This window comes from Humisphaera borealis (genome assembly GCF_015169395.1).
Lineage (GTDB): Bacteria > Planctomycetota > Phycisphaerae > Tepidisphaerales > Tepidisphaeraceae > Humisphaera > Humisphaera borealis.
Genome location: NZ_CP063458.1, coordinates 4923323 through 4945166 on the forward strand (window position 1 = coordinate 4923323; position 21844 = coordinate 4945166).

The 21844-nt window shown below is 61.2% G+C and carries 28 protein-coding genes and 1 pseudogene; 27 read left to right on the top strand and 2 right to left on the bottom strand.

The window, feature by feature from the left end:
* Positions 1 to 23 precede the first annotated feature (23 nt).
* Both IPV69_RS18320 and IPV69_RS18325 read right to left on the bottom strand, forming a co-directional pair.
* Positions 24 to 1061, bottom strand: a complete 1038-nt coding sequence (locus IPV69_RS18320; RefSeq protein ID WP_206291168.1) for a ThuA domain-containing protein — start codon at positions 1059 to 1061, stop codon at positions 24 to 26.
* 139 nt (positions 1062 to 1200) lie between these two features.
* Positions 1201 to 2928, bottom strand: a complete 1728-nt coding sequence (locus tag IPV69_RS18325) for a M3 family oligoendopeptidase (protein WP_206291169.1) — start codon at positions 2926 to 2928, stop codon at positions 1201 to 1203.
* A gap of 116 nt (positions 2929 to 3044) precedes the next feature.
* Between IPV69_RS18325 and lepB the strand changes: the two genes are divergently transcribed.
* The 27 genes and pseudogenes from lepB to rpmJ all read left to right on the top strand — a co-directional run bounded on the left by lepB (position 3045) and on the right by rpmJ (position 21836).
* Positions 3045 to 3830 carry a signal peptidase I gene (gene lepB / locus IPV69_RS18330; protein WP_206291170.1) on the top strand — a complete coding sequence of 262 codons (786 nt, stop codon included), beginning with the start codon at positions 3045 to 3047 and terminating at the stop codon, positions 3828 to 3830.
* Positions 3831 to 3984: 154 nt separating this feature from the next.
* A complete protein-coding gene (araD, locus tag IPV69_RS18335) occupies positions 3985 to 5724 on the top strand; it encodes an L-arabinonate dehydratase (RefSeq protein ID WP_206291171.1) in 1740 nt (579 codons plus the stop codon).
* Between the two features lie 372 nt (positions 5725 to 6096).
* Positions 6097 to 6432: an STAS domain-containing protein gene (locus IPV69_RS18340; RefSeq protein ID WP_206291172.1), complete on the top strand. Its 336-nt coding sequence runs from the start codon at positions 6097 to 6099 to the stop codon at positions 6430 to 6432.
* A 47-nt stretch (positions 6433 to 6479) separates the two neighbouring features.
* Positions 6480 to 7391, top strand: coding sequence for a cyclic nucleotide-binding domain-containing protein (locus IPV69_RS18345; protein ID WP_206291173.1), 912 nt, complete (start codon positions 6480 to 6482; stop codon positions 7389 to 7391).
* 235 nt (positions 7392 to 7626) lie between these two features.
* Positions 7627 to 7935: a 30S ribosomal protein S10 gene (gene rpsJ / locus IPV69_RS18350; RefSeq protein ID WP_206291174.1), complete on the top strand. Its 309-nt coding sequence runs from the start codon at positions 7627 to 7629 to the stop codon at positions 7933 to 7935.
* A gap of 334 nt (positions 7936 to 8269) precedes the next feature.
* Positions 8270 to 8932, top strand: a complete 663-nt coding sequence (gene rplC, locus IPV69_RS18355) for a 50S ribosomal protein L3 (protein WP_206291175.1) — start codon at positions 8270 to 8272, stop codon at positions 8930 to 8932.
* Positions 8933 to 9039: 107 nt separating this feature from the next.
* On the top strand, positions 9040 to 9678 hold the full coding sequence (rplD, locus tag IPV69_RS18360) for a 50S ribosomal protein L4 (protein WP_206291176.1): 639 nt from the start codon (positions 9040 to 9042) through the stop codon (positions 9676 to 9678).
* Positions 9679 to 9721: 43 nt separating this feature from the next.
* The gene (gene rplW, locus IPV69_RS18365; RefSeq protein WP_206291177.1) at positions 9722 to 10000 is read left to right on the top strand and encodes a 50S ribosomal protein L23; all 279 of its coding nucleotides are present in this window, start codon (positions 9722 to 9724) and stop codon (positions 9998 to 10000) included.
* Positions 10001 to 10085: 85 nt separating this feature from the next.
* Positions 10086 to 10952, top strand: a complete 867-nt coding sequence (gene rplB, locus IPV69_RS18370) for a 50S ribosomal protein L2 (RefSeq protein ID WP_206291178.1) — start codon at positions 10086 to 10088, stop codon at positions 10950 to 10952.
* 141 nt (positions 10953 to 11093) lie between these two features.
* Positions 11094 to 11372 (top strand): 30S ribosomal protein S19, encoded by a 279-nt coding sequence (gene rpsS / locus IPV69_RS18375; protein ID WP_206291179.1) that lies wholly within the window; start codon positions 11094 to 11096, stop codon positions 11370 to 11372.
* A 40-nt stretch (positions 11373 to 11412) separates the two neighbouring features.
* On the top strand, positions 11413 to 11751 hold the full coding sequence (gene rplV, locus IPV69_RS18380; RefSeq protein ID WP_206291180.1) for a 50S ribosomal protein L22: 339 nt from the start codon (positions 11413 to 11415) through the stop codon (positions 11749 to 11751).
* Between the two features lie 64 nt (positions 11752 to 11815).
* Positions 11816 to 12520: a 30S ribosomal protein S3 gene (rpsC, locus tag IPV69_RS18385; protein WP_206291181.1), complete on the top strand. Its 705-nt coding sequence runs from the start codon at positions 11816 to 11818 to the stop codon at positions 12518 to 12520.
* A 73-nt stretch (positions 12521 to 12593) separates the two neighbouring features.
* A complete protein-coding gene (rplP, locus tag IPV69_RS18390; protein ID WP_390884364.1) occupies positions 12594 to 13016 on the top strand; it encodes a 50S ribosomal protein L16 in 423 nt (140 codons plus the stop codon).
* A 61-nt stretch (positions 13017 to 13077) separates the two neighbouring features.
* Positions 13078 to 13284: a 50S ribosomal protein L29 gene (rpmC, locus tag IPV69_RS18395; protein WP_206291182.1), complete on the top strand. Its 207-nt coding sequence runs from the start codon at positions 13078 to 13080 to the stop codon at positions 13282 to 13284.
* Between the two features lie 97 nt (positions 13285 to 13381).
* Positions 13382 to 13684, top strand: coding sequence for a 30S ribosomal protein S17 (rpsQ, locus tag IPV69_RS18400; protein ID WP_390884419.1), 303 nt, complete (start codon positions 13382 to 13384; stop codon positions 13682 to 13684).
* A 104-nt stretch (positions 13685 to 13788) separates the two neighbouring features.
* A complete protein-coding gene (rplN, locus tag IPV69_RS18405) occupies positions 13789 to 14175 on the top strand; it encodes a 50S ribosomal protein L14 (protein WP_206291184.1) in 387 nt (128 codons plus the stop codon).
* Between the two features lie 90 nt (positions 14176 to 14265).
* Entirely contained in the window at positions 14266 to 14622 is a 357-nt protein-coding gene (rplX, locus tag IPV69_RS18410; RefSeq protein WP_206291185.1) for a 50S ribosomal protein L24, read from the top strand.
* Positions 14623 to 14893: 271 nt separating this feature from the next.
* A complete protein-coding gene (gene rplE, locus IPV69_RS18415; protein ID WP_241180022.1) occupies positions 14894 to 15454 on the top strand; it encodes a 50S ribosomal protein L5 in 561 nt (186 codons plus the stop codon).
* A 121-nt stretch (positions 15455 to 15575) separates the two neighbouring features.
* Complete coding sequence (gene rpsN, locus IPV69_RS18420; protein WP_206291187.1) at positions 15576 to 15845, top strand: 30S ribosomal protein S14; 270 nt, start codon at positions 15576 to 15578, stop codon at positions 15843 to 15845.
* A gap of 100 nt (positions 15846 to 15945) precedes the next feature.
* Entirely contained in the window at positions 15946 to 16344 is a 399-nt protein-coding gene (gene rpsH / locus IPV69_RS18425) for a 30S ribosomal protein S8 (protein ID WP_206291188.1), read from the top strand.
* Positions 16345 to 16482: 138 nt separating this feature from the next.
* Entirely contained in the window at positions 16483 to 17028 is a 546-nt protein-coding gene (gene rplF / locus IPV69_RS18430; protein ID WP_206291189.1) for a 50S ribosomal protein L6, read from the top strand.
* A 111-nt stretch (positions 17029 to 17139) separates the two neighbouring features.
* Positions 17140 to 17511 (top strand): 50S ribosomal protein L18, encoded by a 372-nt coding sequence (gene rplR / locus IPV69_RS18435; protein ID WP_206291190.1) that lies wholly within the window; start codon positions 17140 to 17142, stop codon positions 17509 to 17511.
* A 98-nt stretch (positions 17512 to 17609) separates the two neighbouring features.
* A complete protein-coding gene (rpsE, locus tag IPV69_RS18440) occupies positions 17610 to 18350 on the top strand; it encodes a 30S ribosomal protein S5 (protein ID WP_390884365.1) in 741 nt (246 codons plus the stop codon).
* 107 nt (positions 18351 to 18457) lie between these two features.
* Positions 18458 to 18898 (top strand): annotated as a pseudogene (rplO, locus tag IPV69_RS18445) (50S ribosomal protein L15); the annotation flags it as partial.
* A 371-nt stretch (positions 18899 to 19269) separates the two neighbouring features.
* Positions 19270 to 20691, top strand: a complete 1422-nt coding sequence (gene secY / locus IPV69_RS18450) for a preprotein translocase subunit SecY (protein WP_206291191.1) — start codon at positions 19270 to 19272, stop codon at positions 20689 to 20691.
* Positions 20692 to 20782: 91 nt separating this feature from the next.
* Positions 20783 to 21574 (top strand): type I methionyl aminopeptidase, encoded by a 792-nt coding sequence (gene map / locus IPV69_RS18455; RefSeq protein WP_261361975.1) that lies wholly within the window; start codon positions 20783 to 20785, stop codon positions 21572 to 21574.
* Between the two features lie 148 nt (positions 21575 to 21722).
* Positions 21723 to 21836 (top strand): 50S ribosomal protein L36, encoded by a 114-nt coding sequence (gene rpmJ, locus IPV69_RS18460; RefSeq protein WP_206291193.1) that lies wholly within the window; start codon positions 21723 to 21725, stop codon positions 21834 to 21836.
* The last annotated feature ends 8 nt before the right edge of the window (positions 21837 to 21844 follow it).

The window sequence follows — 21844 nt, forward strand, 5'->3', positions numbered from 1 at the left end:
ATCGCTGCAACGAGGCGGCGGTGCTATTTGCCGGCTGCGAACTGCTTGGCGTCTGCGTCGGGCGTGACCTGTTTGATGTTTGGCGTCACATCGACCTCGATCTGCCCGGTGATCCACTGCATGGCGCCGACGACCAGGCCTTCGAACTCCGGCCGCTGCCAGACGTCTTCGCGGTGGCCCATCGATGTGTAGAACACCCTGCCCTTGCCGTGCATCCGCGCCCAGGTCTCGGGGAAAGGCTTGCGCTGGTACATCGGGCCGGTCATCTTCGCCGGGTCCTGCACCAGGATCACGTGCAGGTCGGGCGCGAAGTTTTTCAGCGAGTACCACTCTTCGGAGAAGTCGGCGTTGTCGTACGCCTTGGCGCCGGGGAACTTCGGGTCCACGGCTTTGAGCAGCGACTTCTGCTGAGCGCCGTGGACGATGAATTCGCCGCCAATCATCTGGATATAGGGGTCGAACGCGTCCTGGCCCTTGTCATCGACGTCGCGGATCAGTTCGCCCTTCTGGTGCTTGGCGCTGTGGAAAGTGTCGGTCGCTGAGTGGAAGGCCATGAAGCCCTTGCCCTGCTTGATCGCCTCCAGGAAGGCGGCCTTGCCGGCGTCGCCCATGCCGGGTTCTTTCCAGAGGAGGGCACCCTTTTCCACGATCGCTTTGCCCTTATCGTCTTTCAGGGCTTTGCCATCGGGTCCCTTCTTGGGGACGGAAGCGTACTTGTCCGAATCCTTGGTCAGGTCGCCGGTGGTGTAAAACGCGAAGGCGTCGAACTTTGCGATGTTTTCGGGGGTGAACATCGTGCCGTCCTTCGAGCAGACGACCTCAAAGCCGTGCTTGGCGCCGATGTCGGTCAGGTACTGCTCGGCGAATGCGAGCTTGGTCGGCGCATCGGCAGGGCGGGTAATGGCGCTGTGCTGAAATCCGCTGGATTTGGTGAAAAAGAGAATCCGCTTCTTCGGCCCGTCGGCGGCTTGCGCCAGGCGATCGGCGAGCGGGGACAACAGTGCACCGCCGGCGAACAGACCGGCGAACTTCAGAACATCGCGACGATTCAATTGAGACATCTCGTGGCTCCTGCGACTTATGTAAAGTTTGGACGACTACTACTTGTACTACTCCCGATCGCGACAAATGTGCACAACGGACCGATTCCGGCCGTCGCTCGTTCGGGGTTTCAGCATCCGAGAAGACCGGACTTGGCTGCTACGCCGGCAATCCCGCAAGCTCCTCTTCGATCGCCCTGACCAGCGGCGCGAGCGTCTTTTCCGAGAAATCGAACCGAATCCCCGCGGCGGCGAAGAGGTCGGGGAGGGTGCGTGTTCCGCCCAGCGTCAGGGCTGTGCGGTAGTTGGCCAGCGCGCGGTGCGGGTCTTCCTTGGCCTTCATCCAGAGCTGCAGCGCACCGAGTTGGGCGATGCCGTACTCGATGTAATAGAACGGGGCGTGGAACAAGTGCAGTTGCCGCTGCCAGAGCGTCCGCCGTGCCAACTCGTGACCGGTCCAATCGACGCCTTTCCCGAAGCGGTCCATCAGCATCAGCCAATGCGCCGCGCGCTCCTCACGGCTATGACCCTGGTGCGTGTAGATCCAGTGCTGGAACTGGTCGATGGTTGCCATCCAGGGGAAGAACCGCAGGATGCCTTCCAGCTTTTTGCGGGCGGCGCGGGCCTGGCCCTCGGCGTCGTAGAACACGTCGAGGTGTTCGCCGCCGAGCAGCTCCATCGCCATGCTCGCGACTTCGCAGAACTCCATGGGTGCCGATCGCAGGAACACCAACGGCTCTTTGCGGCACGCCCACTGGTAGTGGAAGGCGTGGCCGCCTTCGTGCAGCAGCGTTTCCACATCGCGGTGCAGGCCCGCGGCATTCATGAAGATGAACGGCTGTTTGCTCTCTTCGAGCGAACACTGGTATCCGCCGGGCTGTTTGCCCTTTCGGCTGGCCAAGTCGAGGTTGCCGTGCAGTTTGAGCTGGTCGAAGTCGGCCGCGATGTCGGGTGACAGCCGATCGAAGATCTCGCGTGTCTTGGCGACGAACCCGTCAACATCATTCTCGGCGAACGGATGCAACGGCGAACGGTTCTGCGGATCGACTTCCAGATCCCACGGGCGAACCGAATCGATACCGAGATCTTTCGCCCGATCGGCGTGAAGCTTGGCCACCAGGGGCACCACGGTCGCGGCGATCGCGTCGGCGAAGCGCTGGCAGTCGGCCGGGGTGTAGTCGAACCGCTTGTTCGCCTTCCAGGCCAGGTCGCGGTAGTTGCGCATGCCGGCGTTCTGGGCGATGGTCTGCCGCAGCGGCAATTGCTTGTCGAAGATGGTCTCGATCCGCTCGGCATCCTGCAGCCTGCGGCTGGTAGCCGCCTCCCACGCGCCTTGACGGGTCGGGCGGTCGGTCTGCTCGTAGAACCGGGCGATCTGTTGCGGCGTGTATTCCTTGCCCTTGAACGTGACCATCTGCTCGCCGCTGATTTTGTCGTATTCGTTAGTCAGCTTCGTGACTTGCGTCTCTAACGGTACGTTCTCGGCGCGGAAGACCTCGACATCCGCCTTCCACTTGCGCTCGAGCATGGCGTACCAGCGGTCGCCGCGAAGTTGTTCCAACGCGGGGGAGGCCAGGAACTTCTTCTGCATCTCGAATGCCAGCGGCTTGACCTTCGGGTCCACATTTTCGACGTAGTGGAGATAGGCTTTTTCCAGGGCCGGGTCGTCGGTGTGGCAGGAATTGTCGATGTAGCGCCGGTTGCCGTACTCGTCGATCGCCGCCGACAGTTCCGATGCATCCTTCAGCCACGACTGAAGTTGCGCAACTGTTTCGACCGGCCGATCGAGCAGGATACGGTATAGCGGCTCGATCCGGTCGAAGTCGGCCAGGTCGATATCGGCCGGTACAAATGTTCGGCTGGTGGTGGCGGGCGCGGCAGCGGTCATGTCGTTGCTCTCCTGTGGGTGACGTATGTTAGGATGCCCGGCCGCAACGGCAAAGCCGTGTCGCCCGGCAAAGCCATGGCTGCCGGTAAGCCGTGATTGTGTCGTCTGGAGAAACGATGTCCCAAGAGATCGCAAACAGCCCGAATCCCAGCCCCGAGAACTCGCCGAGCGCGCCATCTGCCGCGAGCCCGACGACGAACGCGACCGAACCGAAGCCGAAGTGGACGTTCGGCCGGTTCTTTCGCGAGCAGATCCGCCCGCTGATCGTGCTCATCCTCGTGCTGATGGCCGCTCGCTCGACGCTCGCCGACTGGAATGACGTTCCGACCGGCTCGATGAACCCGACGATCCTCGAAGGGGATCGGATCTTCGTGAACAAGCTGTCGTACGGCCTGAAGATCCCCTTCACGACCATTCACGTCACCCGCTGGGGGCATCCCGAGCGGGGAGAAGTGGTGGTGTTCTTCGCGCCTCACGATGGCACGCGCATGGTAAAGCGCGTGCTGGGCGCGCCCGGCGATGTCATCGAGCTGGTGAACAACCGCCTGATCGTCAACGGCAAACACGCCGATTACCTGCCGCCCGATGCGAAAGTGATCGGCGACTATCCCGTGGTCCGGTCGGTCGGTGTGAAGTTCGGCACCGAAGCGCTCGGCGATCAGAAACACCCGGTCATGTTCACGCCCGCTCGATCGGGCAAGCCCGATTTCGGGCCGATCACCGTCCCCGAGGGTAAGTATCTGCTGATCGGCGACAACCGCGACAACAGCTTCGATTCCCGCTACTGGGGCATGGTCGATGAGAGCGAGATCGTCGGCAGGGCGATCGGCGTTGCCGCGTCGTTCGAGCCGGGTGGATTTCTGTCGGCACGGTGGGGACGGTTCTTCCGGTCGCTTCCCTAATGCGTTGTCTCGAATAGTGTGCTCACGTTTCGTAGTGTGCTCGTCTCGCGCTCCGCGTCGCGTTGTGGCCAACCGAGTGATCCGGTTAGCCGCGACGCCAAGCGGAGCGCGGGGTATTCGGAGACCCGACAGCAACCCCTTTCCGTTCCAACCCATGTCGCAAACCAAATCGTCGCGCAAGACCCCCGATCAACTCCGCTCCGCACGCTGGTTCGCGCCAGACGACCTGCGATCCTTCGGCCATCGCTCCCGGCTGAAGCAGATGGGTTTCTCCGAGGCCGATTATGTCGGCAAGCCGGTCATCGCCATCCTGAACACCTGGAATGATCTCTCGCAGTGCCACACGCATTTCCCCGAACGTGTCGAGCAGATCAAGCGTGGCATCCTGCAGGCCGGCGGATTTCCGGTCGAGATCCCCGTGATGTCGCTCTCGGAAATGTTCATGAAGCCGTCGGCGATGTATTACCGCAATCTGCTGGCGATGGAGGTGGAGGAGAACCTGCGATGCCACCCGATTGACGGCGCGGTGCTCGTCGGCGGGTGCGACAAGACCACGCCGGGGCTGATCATGGGGGCGACGTCCGCCGACCTGCCTTGCATTTACGTGCCCGCCGGGCCCATGCTCGCCGGCAACTGGAAGGGCACTCGCCTCGGCAGCGGCACCGACAGCTGGAAGTACTGGGCCGAGAAGTGCGCCGGGAACCTCCCCGATTGCGATTGGCGGGGCGTCGAAGAAGGCATCGCCCGCAGCCCCGGCACCTGTATGACCATGGGTACCGCCAGCACCATGACCGCAATCGCCGAGACGCTGGGGTTGTCGCTGCCTGGCGCCAGCAGCATTCCCGCGGTTCACTCGGCACACGGCCGAATGGCAGCCGAGAGCGGGCGGCGGGCGGTCGAGCTCGTCTGGCAGGATCTGCGGCCGTCAAAACTGCTCGCCAGGGAAGCGTTCGACAACGCGATTACCGTGGATATGGCGATTGGCGGATCGACCAACGCGATCGTTCACCTGATCGCGATGGCGGGGCGGGCCGGCATCAAGCTGCCGCTCGAGCGCTTTGACGAGCTGAGCCAGCGCACGCCCGTCGTCGCCAACCTTCGCCCCAGCGGCGAATACCTGATGGAGGACTTCTACGACGCCGGCGGCCTGCCCGCGCTGCTGAACCGTATCCGCCATCTGCTGCACACGGACGTCATCACGGTCAACGGAAGGACACTCGGCGAGAACGTCGCCGGGGCCGAGATCATCAACTCGAAAGTGATCGTTCCCGAGGGGAAGGAGCTGAGCCAGGCGGGTGCCACGTTCATCCTGCGCGGCAATCTCGCCCCTGACGGCTGCGTGATCAAACCGACCGCCGCCGAGCCGCGACTGCTCAAGCACACCGGCCCCGCGGTGGTGTTCGAAAACTACGAGGAGCTCAAGAAGGGGATTGACGACGAATCGCTGCCGATCACGGCCGACAGCGTGATCGTGCTGAAGTGTGGCGGGCCGATCGGGGCACCCAGCATGCCCGAGTGGGGGATGTTGCCGATTCCCAAGCGGCTCCTGAAGCAGGGCATCCGCGACATGGTGCGCATCAGCGACGCCCGCATGAGCGGCACCAGTTACGGGACGTGCGTTCTACATGTGGCTCCCGAAAGCGCCGTAGGCGGGCCGTTCGCCCTGGTTCGGACCGGGGATCTGATCGAGCTCGACGTTCAGGCTCGCAGAATCCATCTTCATGTCAGCGACGAAGAACTGGCCGTTCGTCGAAGCCAATGGATCGCGCCGGAGCGTCGATACGAGCGCGGCTATGCTGCTTTGTTTGCACATGAAGTGACCCAAGCCAACGAAGGGTGCGACTTCAGGTTCCTGCACGCCGGGAAAGCAACTCCAGAGCCCGACATCTATTGAACGGCGGCAGTCTTCGATCCGTTCGCCGATCAGGACGCACGCCAGCGTCCGACTGCGGCCGAGGCCTGTAGGTTCTTGCGATGTGCACGGAGCGCTGCAGGCGCTTCATGTTGCACCACCCGCCACTGGGAAACATCAATTTCCATAAAGAACAGCGTCACAGTCCCCGCCACCGGTGCAAAGCGACCGATCGGGGAATCCAATTTGCGCATTGGACCGACGATTGCTTGTTCGAGGGGTTCAATCGGCTAAACTCTGCGCACCAACCGCATTGTTTCGTTTTGCACTCTGAAGCAAGCCAGATTGTGACCCATTCCGCCTCGTAACCGATCGCCAGGTCCGTCCAGGACCTGGCCTGGTTGGAGTTTAACCATGGATTTCCAGGTCGAACCGGCTGTCATCACCCCAATTCCCGAGGGGTTCTCGGCAAAACTCATCGGGTCGATCCATACCAACACGGCGTGGATTGAAGGGGAGTTCAAGAAGGTGGTCGCGGCCAAGCCGAAGCTGGTGGAGGTCGACCTTTCCGAGACGACGTTCCTGTCATCGATGGGAATTGGCGTCCTGGTATGGCTTTACAACCACGTCCAGGAAACGGGCGGAGTTGTAAAGATTGTCGCGATTCGCAAGCGCGTTCTGTCGAGCCTGAAGCTTTCCCGGCTTGATTCGCTGTTCAAGACGGCATCGGCCCGCATTGTGCCTGATTAGATGTTCGCGCCATCGGTAAGCAGACGAAGTCCGGAGTTGGGTTCGCCATGGACAGTAAGTTTCTTGAAGGCATTCCACTCTTTTCGTCGCTGACGCCGCTCGAGCGAGACAAGCTCGCGGTCTACTTTGAGGTTCGCCAGGTTGCGATGGGAACGACCCTGTTCTGGGTCGGGGAGATCGGGGACGAGTTCTTCTTAATCAAGCGGGGTCAGGTCTCGATCAGCGTTCCGGACCAGGGTGGTAAAGAGATCATTCTGGCCGACCTCGGGCCCGGAGCGGTTTTCGGCGAAATCGCGTTGTTGGATAGCGGCCCGCGCACTGCGACCGCCAGGGCACGGTCGGACGCGGAGGTTCTTGTTCTTCAGCGTTCGGCGTTTGCCGATTTTATTACGGAGCATCCGCCTTTCGCCCTGCATGTCATGAAGGTGCTGGGCACCCGTCAACGGCAGACGGTGGAAAAACTCCGCGGTATCAGGAATCTTGACGAGATCATCGAAGAGCGGCTCACCCGGTGGGAACAGATCGCGACGGGCATCGCGACGATGGCCAGCAGCAAGTGGTTCCTGCTGACCCACGCCGTCGCGTTTGTGAGCTGGATTATCGCGAATCTCGTCCTCCCACCAAAAGTCGCGATTGACCCGTTTCCGTTCCCCTTTCTGTGTTTCTGGGCCTCGACCGAAGCCATTTTCCTCTCGCTGTTCATCCTCGTCGCCCAGGATCAGCAGTCGCGCAAAGATCGAACCCGTACAGAGTTGGAGTACCAGGTTGCCCTGAAGATGCAGGTCGAGATGATGCAGTTGCATCAGAAACTCGACACGCTTATCGATGGCCAGGAAGCTGACCTTGAACGTCGCCGCAAGGAAGATAAAGACATCCCACGGTCACCCTTGCATCTGACGCTGAGAACGGACCTGGCGCGAACGGCGTCGGATCTGTCGCAATCGGATGCCGCTGTGTGAGTGTCTTCCGGGCGCGTCAGCAAGGGTGGCGCGTCCGGTCATACCAGCCTCGACCCGCCAGCTTTTCACGATTTACGTTCAGCAGCCCTTGACACAGTTTTCATGGACTGTATCTTCTCCCCTCCACCTGCGGGCAGGAGCGAGACGCTTCCGGCGACGCGGTGGATGGAAGACGCGGTCGAAAGCAAGTAGTTTCGCGGCTTCCGAGGCTCTTTGAAACGTCAGGACGGATGCGATGACCGGTGACCGGATTAGAATTCGTATGGAAGCCTACGACCATCGGGCCCTGGATGCCTCGGCAAAAGAAATTGTCGAGCATGCCAAGCGGACCAATGCCCGTGTGTGCGGCCCGATTCCCTTGCCGACCCGTGTCGAGCGTTACACCGTCCTGCGTAGCCCTCACATCGATAAGAAGTCCCGTGAACAGTTCGAGATGCGGACCCACAAACGCATTATCGACATTCTCGACTTCGGTCCCCGGACCGTCGATGCGCTGAACCGCCTGGTCGTTCCGGCCGGTGTGTTCGTGAAGATCAAGGCCTGAAAATAGATACAAACGCGATTCTGCTTGCGGGTTTGCCCGCAGTAAGGAGGGGCTGTCCTCCTGATAAGAATCGCCAATATTTGCAGCCGGGCCGCGGGGTTCATCCAAGAACCCACTCGCCTTTCGAATCGATTGAGCAATCAATCGAGGGATAAGGGCCGCGGTCGCCGGGTTTTCTTTTCGCCCGAATCGGCCGCTTAAGGGTCGGAACGGCGAAAAGGCTCTTACGGCAAGTGTCCGTGAGGCAGACTGATAGGCTCCTTTTTGCGGAGCGGGTTACGAGATCGGGTTGGCGGCACGAGCCGTTTTTCCTTCTCTCCTCTGCCCGGTTTCAATGACACCAGCACTGCTCGGCAAGAAAATCGGCATGACCCGCGTCTATGACGCGGCCGGCAAGGTGATTCCCGTCACCGTCGTCGAATGTCAGCCCAACGCGATTACCCAGATCAAAACGGTCGAGACCGACGGCTACAACGCCGTTCAGCTCGGCTTTGACGACATCCGCGCCAAGCTCAGCAATTTCCCGCTGATTGGTCACTGTGCCAAGGCGGGCGTAGGCCCCAAGCGCAGCTTCGCCGAGATTCGTCTGAAGAACCCCACTGACAAGAAGGCCGGAGAGGCCGTTGCAGTGGGGATTTTTGATGGCGTTCAGTACGTTGACGTCATCGGAACCAGCAAGGGCAAGGGTTTCGCCGGTGCGATGAAGCGGCATCACTTCGGTGGTCAGCCCGCGTCGCACGGTACCGAACGCAAGCACCGCTCGCGTGGTTCGATCTGTTCGTACGCCAGCAACCGTGGTCACACCGGCAAGCCCAAGAAGGGGCTTCGCATGGCCGGCCACATGGGCAACGAACGCGTCACCTGCAGCAACCTGGCCCTGGTGAAGGTTGACGCCGAGAAGAACATTCTCCTCATCAAGGGTGCGGTGCCGGGTTCCAACGGCGGCCTGGTGTTCGTTCGCAAGGCGCTGACCGCCCGCGACAAGAAGCCGGCTTAAAACAAGCCATCGGAATGTCGCACTGAACCCGCTGAAACAAGACCAACGCTGAGTAACGCAGCACGCTGAGATACGAAGGACGACGTCGCCGCGGCGTCGAGACGAACATGATCGAAGTCCCAGTATTCAATCAGAACGGCCAGGAGATCGAAAAGCTCCAGGTCGACGAAGCCAAGCTCGGCGGCAAGATCAACAACGCGCTGCTCAAGCAGGCCGTTGTGATGTACCACGCCAACAAGCGTCAGGGCACCGTCCGGACGCAGGCCCGTGGTGAAGTCGCCGGCTCGACCCGAAAGATGTTCAAGCAGAAGGGCACCGGCAACGCCCGTACCGGCGGTATCCGCAACCCGATCAAGGTCGGTGGCGGTCACGCCAAGCAGCGTCGTCCGAAGGACTGGCGCCAAGCCCTGCCGAAGAAGGCCCGCCGCGCCGCCCGCAACGCCGCGATCCTGTCGAAGATCGAATCCAAGGAGATTCGCATTATCGACGACATCAAGCTCGATCAGCCCAAGACCAAGCTGATGGCCCAGATCTTCAAGGCCCTCGGCATCGAGCGGACCTGCCTGTTCGCGGTTGACGGTCGCAACGAGACCATCGAGCGATCGGCCCGCAACATCGACCGCACCACGCTCACGACGGTGGCCCAGCTCAATGCCTGGGACATCCTCAAGAACCGCGTGCTGCTGGTGACCAAGGCCGGGTTCCAGGAGATCCTGGACGGCAAGAAGAAAGAAGCGACGGTCTAACGGCGGTCGAACGGCCACGCTCCCTGAACTTTGAGGTTGTCCGATGGAACACACACGAATCATCATCCGCCCCCTGGTGACGGAAAAGAGCACTCACCAGCAGGCCACCCGCAACGTTTACTCGTTCGAGGTGGACAAGCGTGCGGATAAGACGCAGATCAAGCAGGCCGTCGAAAAGCTGTACGACGTCAAGGTCGTCGATGTCCGCACAATGACCCGCAAGGGCAAGAGCCGCCGCACGAAGGTCGGCTTCGTCGAAGGCAGCAACTGGAAGCGCGCACTGGTCGTGCTGGATGAGAACTCGAGGATTGAACTGTTCTAAGGAGAGTCGTCGGTAGCCGGTAGTCAGCGGTCAGAAGGATTTTCCTCTGACCACCGACCACTGATCACTGATCACTGACAAGACAATGGCAATCAAGTTTTACAACCCGACGACTCCCGGCCGCCGCCAAGGCTCCGTGCTCGACTACAAGTCGGTCATCACGAAGAACAAGCCCGAGCGATCGCTGACGGTCGGCCAGACCCGCGCCAATGGGCGCAACCACCATGGTGTCATCACGGCTCATGGCAAGGGTGGTGGTAACAAGCGGCTCTATCGGTTGATCGACTTCCGCCGCGACAAGGACGGCGTCGACGCCGTCGTCGAGGCGATCGAATACGATCCCAATCGCTCCTGCCACATCGCCCTCCTGAAGTACACGGACGGCGAAAAGCGCTACATCCTAGCCCCCAACGGCCTGGTCGTCGGTGCCAAGGTGCAGAGCGGTGAGACCGCCGCTCCTGAAGTCGGCAACGCCATGCCGCTGTCGGCGATCCCGACGGGCCTGGAAATCCACAACATCGAAATGAACCCCGGGCAGGGCGGCAAGCTCGTTCGCGCCGCCGGCATGGTCGCCCGGCTGTCGGCCAAAGAAGGCGAGTGGTCGGTCGTCATTCTGCCCTCCGGCGAAATGCGTCGGGTGAAGAGCAAGTGCCGCGCCACCATCGGCCAGGTCGGCAACCTCGACTGGATCAACGTCAGCATCGGCAAGGCCGGTCGCAATCGTCATCGCGGCATTCGCCCGAAGACCCGCGCCAAGGCCAAGAACCCGATCGACCATCCGCTGGGTGGTGGTGAAGGTCGCAGCAACGGCGGTCGTCATCCGGTCAGCAAGACGGGTGTCCCGGCCAAGGGTGGCATCACCCGCAGCCCGAAGAAGGCCAGCGAGAAGCTGATCCTCCGCCGTCGCAAGTTCGGCCGATTCCAGCAGCGGCCGCAGACGGTGAATGTTTAACGCGTAGTAGGCAGTACGCAGTAAGCAGTACGCAGAGAAGATTAAGGCGGTCAGCAGGAGTGGTAGCGACAGACAGGCGTCGAGCAGGGTCCATCCCTCCTTACTGCCTACTGCCTACTGCGTACTGCTTACTGAAGAACAATGAGCAGAAGCGCAAAAAAAGGCCCGTTCGTCAACGAGAAGCTGTTCCGCAAGGTCGCGGTTCTCAACGAGCGTCGTGCCAAGTCGCCGATCAAGACCTGGGCCCGGGCTTGCACGATCATCCCGGAGTTCGTCGGACATACGTTCGAGGTCCACAACGGGAACAAGCACGTGCGCGTGTTCGTGACCGAGGACATGGTCGGACACAAGCTCGGTGAGTTTTCGCCGACCCGTACGTTCCGCGGCCATACCGCCAAGAAGGCCGGCCCGGCGGCTTAAGCAGAGCTAGTACCGAGTACTGATACTCAAAGAGGAAGTCATGGCGTTCACAGCCAAACATCGGTATGCCCGCATCAGCCCCCGCAAGGCCCGGCTGTTGATGGACCTGATCCGCGGTCGCAAGGTCGACGACGCATTGACGCTTCTGCGTTTCAGCAAGAAGCGTGCGAGCGTGATGGTCGAGAAGGTCGTCCGCTCCGCCGTCGCCAACGCGACCGAGCAGGACGTCGCCCCGAAGCGGAACGCGCTGGTCGTGTCCGCCGCCTGGGTGGACGAGGGCCCGACGATCAAGCGGTTTCAACCGAAGGATCGCGGCAAAGCGTATTCGATCAAGAAGCGCACGAGCCACCTGGTCGTCGAGGTGGACGCAAAGGAATAGTTCGTCGCTTGTCTCGTCACGAGCAACGACTACTGATCACGGACTACTGACTACGGACTGAATCATGGGTCAAAAGGTCAATCCAACCGGCTTCCGCGTCGGCATCACCGAAGACTGGAAGAGCAAGTGGTACGCCCCCAAGGCGGCCTACGGCAACTTCCTCGTTGAGGACTTCAAGGTCCGCAACTACATCGACAACAAGCTGAACCGGCGTCCGCCGTTCGCCGGGATCAGTGAGATCCTGATCGAGCGCACCCGCGAAGAGGTGACGGTCACGCTGAAGACCGCCCGTCCGGGCCTGGTCATCGGACCGAAGGGTGCTGAAGTCGACAAGCTCCGCGAAGAGCTCGAAGACATGATCCACCGTAAGGTGGCCCCGATCAAGGTCATCGAGGTTAAGAACCCGGACCTCAACGCCCAGCTGGTCGCCGAGGCGATCGCCGAGCAGTTGAAGAAGCGTGCCAGCTTCCGTCGCGTCCTGAAGATGCGCATCGAAAGCAGCAAGCAGGCCGGTGCCAAGGGCATCAAGATCCAGATCAGTGGTCGGCTCGGCGGGGCGGAAATCGCCCGTACTGAGAAGGTCACCAGCGGATCGGTTCCCCTGACCACGCTGCAGGCCGACGTGAACTACGGCTACGCGATCGCCCTGACGACATTCGGAACCATCGGCGTGAAGGTCTGGATCTTCCGCGGGATGTACGGCGACTCGAACCAGGTCTTGGAGACCGACGTTCGACCGGGTGGCCCGATGCGTCGCGGCCGTCGGTAAACGGATGTGCCGAAGTACTGGTTGGGCATTGGCCCTTACGCATTAAGCATTACGCAGTTGATTAAGGTGACTTATGGCAATGATGCCCAAGCGGGTGAAGTTCCGCAAAAGCCAGCGTGGCAAGATGACGGGTGTCGCCACCCGCGGTAACACGGTCGCGTTCGGCGAGTACGGTCTGCAGGCGCTCAAGCCCGCATGGATCACCGCCCGCCAGATCGAAGCCGGTCGTGTGGCGTGCATGCACTTTCTGCGTCGCGAAGGCCGGTTGTACATCCGCGTCTTCCCGCACAAGCCCGTGTCCAGCAAGCCGCTCGAAGTTCGTATGGGCAGCGGTAAGGGCGAACCGGAGTTCTGGTGCGCCGTGGTGAAGCCCGGCACCATCCTGTTCGAGATCCAGGGCGTCGAAGAGAAGATCGCGAAGCAGGCGCTGGCCCGCGTGGCGATCAAGATGCCGATCGCGACCCGGTTTGTGACCCGCAAGCACGCAATCGGCTGATGTGACTGTGGCAAGGGCAGGTAAGCCTGTTCCCCGCCGCGGCTCGAAGACGGAGACGACGATGAAGATCAAAGACATCCGCGAAAAAAGTGAAGAGGCCCTCAAGGCCGAACTGGCCGAAAGGCAGAAGCACCTGTTCGATCTCCGCAGCCAGGCGGTCACGGAGAAGCTGGAAGACCCGAGCCAGTTGGGCAAGACCCGCAAGGACATTGCCCGGCTGAAGACCGTCATCCACCAGCGCAAGCTCGAGAAGGCCAAGAAGGCGTAACCGACGCAAGCGTAATTGAGACAGAACGCAACACGGATCCAAAGCCATGGCAGACACGCAGACATCCACCGAATCGACCGAAACCGCCCGCAAGCCAATGCGCACGGTCATCGGGTTGGTCGCCTCCGACAAGGGCGACAAGACGATCAAGGTCGTCGTCAATTACCAGACCCGTCATGAGAAGTACGGAAAGTACCTGAAGCGTCGGACGGTGTATCACGCCCATGACGAAGCGAATGAGGCCCGCGAAGGCGATCGCGTCGAGATCGCCGAGTGCCGCCCGATGAGCAAGACCAAGCATCACCGCCTGGTTCGCGTCGTCGAGAAGGCCCCGGCCGAGAAACTGGTACAGGTGTCGGCGGAAGAAGTGATGACCGGCAAGGCTCCGGAAGCGCGATGAAGGTGGAGTGTTGATCGTTGATGGTGGATCGTCGGCCAGGCCCGGCGAACACCTGCGACCCTCAACCCTCGACATACGACAATCAACAGTCAACGGTCGATCCCATGATTCAACAGCAATCCTATCTCGATATCGCCGACAACACCGGTGCCAAGCAGGCGATGTGCATCAAGGTGCTCGGCGGCAGCTCTTCGAGGGGCAAGTTCAAGCGTCGTGTTGCCGGCGTCGGCGACGTGATCATCTGTGCCGTCAAGAAGGTGCTGCCCGGCGGCGACGTGAAGAACGGCTCGATCATCCGCTGCGTCATCGTCCGCACGAAGCAGGTCACCCGTCGCGTCGACGGTAGCTATGTCCGCTTCGACAACAACGCGGCCGTCACGATCAGCAAGGAAGGCGATCCCGTCGGTACCCGTATCTTCGGTGCCGTCGCCCGAGAGCTTCGCGACAAGAACATGATGAAGATCGTTTCGCTGGCCACCGAAGTGGTTTGAAGATTGTCATGGGTCGCCAGTCACCTGTCACTCGTATCTACAAGTGACCGCTGACCGGTGACAAATGACCAGTGACGAAGGACAAGTACGATGTCTAGCAGAATCAAAAAAGGCGACAACGTGATCGTCATCACCGGTGCCGACAAGGGCAAAACCGGCAAGGTGCTCAAGGTCATGTCGGACGACGGCAAGGTGCTGGTCGAAGGCATCAACCGCGTGTGGAAGCACGTTCGCCCGTCGCAGCGTTACCCGCAGGGTGGCCGCATCCAGAAGGATGCCCCGATCCAGCTGAGCAACGTCCAGGTCGTCGATCCGACGACTGGCAAGGGAACTCGGATCCGTTTCGAGACGCGTAACGGCGTCAAGCACCGGATCGCCGTCAAGAGCGGCACCGACCTGGGTGCCGACGGCAAGGTCAGCACCAAGGCGGAGAAGGCCGAAGCCTGAGTTCGCGTGACGCAGGCGTTTCGCCTGGGGCACGATTCCGAGTGATGCATCCCCTTGATTGAGGGATCACAGGCGACAAGCCTGTGCTACATGAGAAGTCGCCATGGCAGACAAGAAGCCCGATAACCAGAAGAACGCCGAGAACCAGAAGAAGCAGGCGGAGATCGCCAAGAAGCAGGCCGAAGCCAAGGCCCGCAAGGCCAAGAAGCAGGACGAGGGTGCCGACGAGGAGGTCGTCGTATCCGAGCCCGCGCCGCCGGCCCGGCTTTCGATCAAGTATCGCCAGGAGATCGTCCCCGCGTTGCAGGCCAAGCTGGGCGTCAAGAACATCTATGCCGTTCCGAAGCTCGAGAAGATCGTGATCTCGATGGGCGTCGGCCGCTTCGCCACCGAAGGTGGCGAGGGCAAGGCGAAGATGGAAAAGGTCGAGAAAGAGTTGAGCGTCATCGCCGGCCAGAAGCCGCTGCGTTGCAAGGCCAAGAAGTCGGTCGCCAACTATAAGGTTCGCGAAGGTCAGGAGACCGGCCTGAAGGTCACCCTCCGCGGCACCCGGATGTACGAGTTCCTCGACCGCATGATCACCCTGGCGTTCCCCCGCGTGAAGGACTTTCGCGGCGTGAACCCCAACGGATTCGACAAGGACGGCAACTACAACTTCGGTTTCACCGAACAGACGGTGTTCCCGGAAGTCGACGGTGCTACCGTTACCTTCCAGCAGGGCATGAATGTCACCATGGTGACGTCGGCCAAGAAGGCCGAGGACGGCCGTGAACTGCTCAAGCAGTTCGGGTTCCCGTTCCGCACGGATGAGAAGGATAAGGCGATGGGCTGATCGGGTGCCGTAGGGTCCGCCTTGGCGGACGCGGCCCGTGTGACAGGTGTCGCCGGAGATGTCCGCCAAGGCGGACCCTACGATGCAGCACCACGAGTAGAGCTGATTTAAGGATAGAGATATGGCCACGAAAGCCTGGGTATCCAAGCAATTGCGTCGACAGGAGCTGGTGAAGCGTTTCGAAGAGACGCGCCGGCAACTGAAGAAAGAAAAGAACTATGCCGCGCTGGCAAAGCTTCCGCGCGACAGCAGCCCGACCCGGTCGCACAATCGGTGCCTCCTGACGGGCCGTGGCCGCGGCTATCTGCGGAAGTTCAAGATCTCCCGCATCATGCTCCGCGAGCTGGCGCTGGCGGGGAAGATCCCAGGCCTCAAGAAGGCAAGCTGGTAAACAGAGAAGGGTCGGCGGTCAGTGGACGCTAGTCAGTGAAGACTATCGTTCAACAGAGACTACCGACTACTGACAACTGACTTCTGACTACTGACTTCTCATGAACAACCAAGACCCCATCGCGGACATGCTGACCCGGATTCGTAACGCCACCCGTGTGGGTCGTCGTTTCGTCCAGGTCCCGCGCAGCAAGATCTGTCTCGGCATCGCCCAGGTGCTGAAGGACGAAGGCTACGTCGAAGACTACGACAGTGTCGACGACGAGCAGCAGGGACAGATCCGCATCAAGCTCAAGTACGCCACCAACGGCCAGAAGGTCATCCAGACCATCGACCGCACGAGCAAGCCCGGATGCCGCGTGTACCGCAGCGTCAAGGACCTGCCCAGCATCCTGAACGGGATGGGCATCTGCGTCATCAGCACGTCCAAGGGCGTGATGAGCGACCGCAGGGCGCGTGAACAGAATGTCGGTGGCGAGCTGCTTTGCACGATCAGCTAAACACGTGCCGAGTTGAGAGTGCTGCGTGCTGATCAGGTATCGGCCGGCACTTGGCACTCGGCACTTTTTCTCAGCACTTTAGAGGCACGCGGGAAGCCGGCCTGGACAAGGCCGTGAGCAGACCGCAAGGAGAACCGAATGAGCCGTCTAGGAAAGAAACCCGTCGCGATCGGCAAGGCCAAGGTGACCATCAACGGTCAGAAGGTCAATGTCGAAGGCGCCAAGGGCAAGCTTGAGATCACTGTCCATCCGCTCATCACGGTGAAGCTGGAAGGTGCAGAGCTCGTGGTCACCCGCCCGAACGACGAGCGGCAGAGCAAGGCCCTTCACGGGCTGACGCGTGCTCTTCTGGCCAACATGGTCGAAGGTGCAACCACCGGTTACAAGAAGACCCTTGAAATCCAGGGTGTCGGCTACAAGGCCGAGATGAAGGGCAAGAACCTGGTTCTCTCGGTTGGCTTTGCCAACCCGGTGACGATGCCGGTTCCTGCCAACGTGCAGCTGGCCCTTGAGGGTGCCAAGATGCACATCACCGGCGCCGACAAGCAGGCGGTCGGTCAGTTCGCCGCGGAAATCCGCAAGGTCCGCAAACCCGAGCCGTACAAGGGCAAGGGCATTCGCTACGAAGGCGAGCAGGTCAAGATCAAGCCGGGCAAGGCGTTTGCCGGTGCCGGCGCCAAGTAAGGCTGCCCGCGATAAGTTGCCGCGAGATCCGTCGGCTCGAAGTCACAACGAAATACGAACCTTGGACGCTCGGTTGGGAATCGACGTCCCGAGAAGGTTGCAGAGGTCATCATGCCGGACAAACAAACACTCAGGGCCGCCCGTCTTCAGCGGCGCAAGTACAGCATTCGCAAGACGCTCTCTGGCGACGCGGCTCGTCCGCGACTGGCGGTCTTCCGCAGCGACAAGCACATTTACGCCCAGATCATCGACGATATCGCCGGCAAGACACTCGTCTCGGCGGCCACGACCGAGAAGGACGTCCGGGGCGAGCTGCCCAACGGTGGAAACATCAAGGGCGCCGTCCTGGTTGGCAAGGCGATTGCCGAGCGTGCCAAGGCTGCGGGCGTGACGAAGATCGCGTTCGATCGTGGTGGCCAGCGGTATCACGGCCGTATCAAGGCCCTCGCCGATGCCGCTCGTGAAGGTGGATTGCAGTTCTAATTCGACTTTGAAACTTACATTGTGGTGCAGGCCTGATGGCCCGCGTACTGCAGCCGGGGACGGCCGCATTACCACATAAGAAATCGAGAACGAGACTCATGGCTGAAGAACAGAACCAACCGGCCGAACAGGCAGCACCCCAGTCCGCTCCGGAAGCCGCAGCACCCGTAGCCGACGCTGCCGCAGCTGTTGCACCGACAGGTACGATGACCGGTGGCGGTCTGGCCGGCAGCCGCGGGCAGGGCGGCGGGCAGGGCGGTGGTCGTGGTGGTCAGGGCGGTGGTCGAGGCGGCCAGGGTGGCGGCGGCGGCCGAGGCGGCCCGCGTCGCGATCGTCAGCCCGACGACTCGGGCATCGAGTCCTCCGTGGTCCGCATCTACCGTTGTGCCAAGGTCGTCAAGGGCGGCCGTACGTTCAGCTTCGGTGCACTCGTCGTCGCCGGCGACCGTAAGGGCAACATCGGCATCGGCTACGGCAAGGCCAACGAAGTCCCCAACGCCGTCGAGAAGGCGTCCAAGGACGCCAAGAAGAGCATGTTCAAGGTGAACCTCAAGGGTACCACCATCCCGCACACGGCCAAGGGCACCAGCGGGGCGAGCACGGTCATCCTGGTTCCGGCTCGTCCGGGTACCGGCGTCACCGCCGGCAAGAGTGTCCGTCCGTGCCTGGAACTCACCGGCGTCACCGATATTCTTTCCAAGGCGTACGGCTCCACGAGCCCGAAGAACCTGGTGAAGGCGACCATCGCCGCTCTCCGTCAGTTGCAGAACAAGGACTACGTGGAGAACATCCGTGGCGTCACCCTTGAGAAGGGTGCCGGCGAACTCACCGGCGTGTAAGGAATAGTGCTGAGTGAACTGTGCTGAGTGCTGAGTAAGATCGCATCCGGCCCCCACTCAGTGCTCAGCAGTTTCGACTCAGCACTCTGTAGGTATCGATTATGGCAATGCTACACGACATCACCGGCCTCGTCCCGCGCAACAAGAAGCCGACGCGCAAGGGTCGTGGCAAGGCTGCCGGCAAGGGCAAGACCGCCGGCCGCGGCACCAAGGGTTCCGGCGCGCACGGTGGCGACGTCCACTGGAAGCCCGGCCACGAAGGTGGCCAGACGCCGCTGTTCCGCCGCTGGCCCAAGCGTGGTTTCAGCAACTTCAAGTTCGAGCGTAAGTTCAACGTTGTGAACCTTGACGCCCTCGAGCAGTTCGACAACGGCGCGACGGTTGATGCCGCCGCCCTGATCGCTCTGGGCAGCGTCCCCGATGCCAAGCTCCCGCTGAAGGTGCTCGGCGACGGCACGCTGACCAAGAAGCTCACGGTTATCGCCGGTGCCTACAGCAAGACGGCGCTGGAGAAGATCAAGGCTGTCGGCGGCGTCGCCCAGACCGTCAAGGGCGAAGCTTACGTCACCCGCAAGGAAAAGCCCGCTGTCGACCCGGCCAAGGCCTGGGAACGCAAGCAGCAGCAGAAGAACAGCAGCGGCAAGAAGGCCGCTCCGGCCGCGGCGGCTGAAGCGCCCGCCGCCGAGGCTCCCAAGGCTGAATAGGCCTGTCCGTCTGCCGAGAGAGCAACTTAGCCATAGATGCACACAGATGAACACAGATAAGAGAGCAGCTACAATGCTTGTCTCTTGTCTGTGTTCATCTGCATATATCTGTGGCTGATTCTCTTGCCGAGTTTCGCGAACTTGGCGGCTTTGATCGTACCATCCATTGTTGCCGGCGTCCGTTGCCGGTGGCCGCCCTTGCGGTGGAGTGAAGAATGCTCAAGACGTTCCTCAATATTTTCCGCGTCCCCGAACTGCGGAACAAGGTGCTCTTCACCCTGTTCATGCTGATGATCTACCGCATCGGCTTCCACGTGCCGATTCCGGGCGTCGATCAGACGGCCTTCGAAGAAATGGCCAAGAAGCAGTCCGAAGGTGGCGACGCCTTCGGCCGCATCACCGCCTACCTGTCCATCTTTTCCGGCGGCAGCCTCAGCCAGAGCACGATCTTCGGGCTTGGCGTTATGCCGTACATCTCGGCGTCGATCATCTTCCAGCTCCTGGCGACGGTCGTGCCGTCGCTCGAGAAGCTGCGTAAAGAAGGCGAAACCGGCCGGCGGAAGATTCAGGAATGGACGCGTTACGCGACCGTGCCCCTGTGCATTATCCAGGGGGCATTCTGGATCAAGTACATGCAGAGCCCGGGTGGGGGCGTGAGCTCCCTCGTCCAGTCGCAGTTTGCACACACTTTCGGGTTCTGGTTCATGGCGCTGACCTGCCTGACGGCCGGTTGCCTGTTCCTGATGTGGCTCGGTGAACAGATCGACGAGTACGGCCTGGGTAATGGCATTTCGCTGTTGATCCTCGCCGGCATCGTGGCCCGCATGCCGTTCGCGCTGACGCTCCTGGCCCAGCAGACGAACTTCACGGCGGTAAACGATCCCAGCCGGCCGATCGGTATCGGACACATCCTGTTCCTGATGTTCGCGTTCGTGTTCATCATCGCTGGCTCGATCCTGATCACTCAGGCCCAGCGGCGGATTCCGATCCAGCAGGCAAAGCACACTCGCGGTCGTCGTGTTTATGGCGGCCAGCGGCAGTACCTGCCGCTCCGCGTCAATCACGGCGGCGTGATGCCGATCATCTTCGCCCAGTCCCTGATGCTCTTTCCGGGCCTGGCTCTGGACGCCATCAAGTCCTGGGTGGTTCCCTCGGGCAACCCGGACGGCTTCTTTGCCAACCTGGTCCTCTTTCTCCAGGTTGAGTTCCAGCGCGGCGGGTTCCTCTACATCCTGACTGAAATCGTCATGATCTACTTCTTCAGCTACTTCTGGACCACCGTCCAGTTCCAGCCGAAGGAGATGGCCAACCAGCTTCGCGATTACGGCAGCTTTATCCCGGGCCTTCGACCGGGCAAGCGAACCGCGGATTACCTCGAGAAGGTCATGATGCGAATGACCTATGTCGGTGCGGCGTTCCTGTGCATTATCGCCGTCATCCCGACTGCGATCACCGCCTGGCTCAAGATCGACCCGAACATCTCCGCGTTCCTGGGCGGCACCGGCCTGCTGATCGTCGTCAGCGTCGCGCTGGATATGGTTCAGCGGATCGAAGCCAACCTGCTCATGCGAAACTACAGCGGCTTCCTCAGCGGGCCCGGCCAGAAGGGCAAGCGGATCAAGGGACGACAATATTGAGCAAGGATGACGGCGGACGGATGAAGGATGAATTGAAGGCATCCGCGTCCCAGACTTCATCCTTCAGGCTTCCGCCTTCATCTTTACGCCTATGTACGTTCTGAAGAGCCGACGAGAGATTGAGATGATGCGGCGAGCAGGCCAGATCGCCTGCAACGTCCTGGCGAAGATGCGCGAAGCGGCGGTGGCCGGTATCAGCACCGGCGAACTGGACATGATCGCCCGCGAGGAAATGCTTCGCGAGGGTGCCGTCTCCGGGTCGCGGTTCTACCCGACCTACGAAGAGGGCAAAGGCTTTCCCGGCTGGACCTGTGTCAGCATCAACGAAGAGATCGTCCACGGCATCCCCGGCAAACGCGTGCTGAAGGATGGCGATGTGGTATCTCTCGACGTCGCGTTGCACCTGAACGGCTATTGTGCCGACACGTGCGCGACCGTTCCCGTGGGAACCGTTTCGCCGCTGGCCCAGAAGCTGCTGGATGTCACGAAGGCGACGCTTTCGATGGCGATCGAGAACATTCGTCCCGGCCGGCGGTGGTCGGAGGTCGCCAGGCTCGTGCAGAAGAATGTCGAGCGAAACGGCTTCGCGGTGGTGCGGGAGTTTGTCGGTCACGGGATCGGTCGTCAGATGCACGAGGACCCGAAGGTGCCGAACTTCGTGACCGGCGAAGGGTTACGCGGCGACTTTGAGCTCCGTCCGGGCATGACGCTCGCCGTCGAGCCGATGGTCGTTGCCGGCAAGCGGGACGTGAAGCAGTTGAAAGACAACTGGACGATGGTGACCGTCGATCACAAGCCGGCGGCTCACTTCGAGCATACGATCGCGGTCACGGAGGTAGGCGTCGACGTGCTCACTGATGGGCGTCGGCCTTTCACACTTTAGAGTCGCTCGTTAGCGGCTCTGAGGACGCCTTGAAGCGGATGTCAAGGTATTGGGACGAAATAGTTAGCGGCCCCCTTGAGGGGCCAGCGGTTTTCGGCTATACTCGCCGATTCGCCGTTTTTCAAGTGATTGTAAGAGGTTGACAGCCATGAAGGTACGAGCAAGCGTCAGGCGGATCTGCGAGAACTGCAAGATTGTCCGCCGTAAAGGTACGGTGCGGGTGATCTGCACGAACACCAAGCACAAGCAGAAGCAGGGTTGAACCTACTC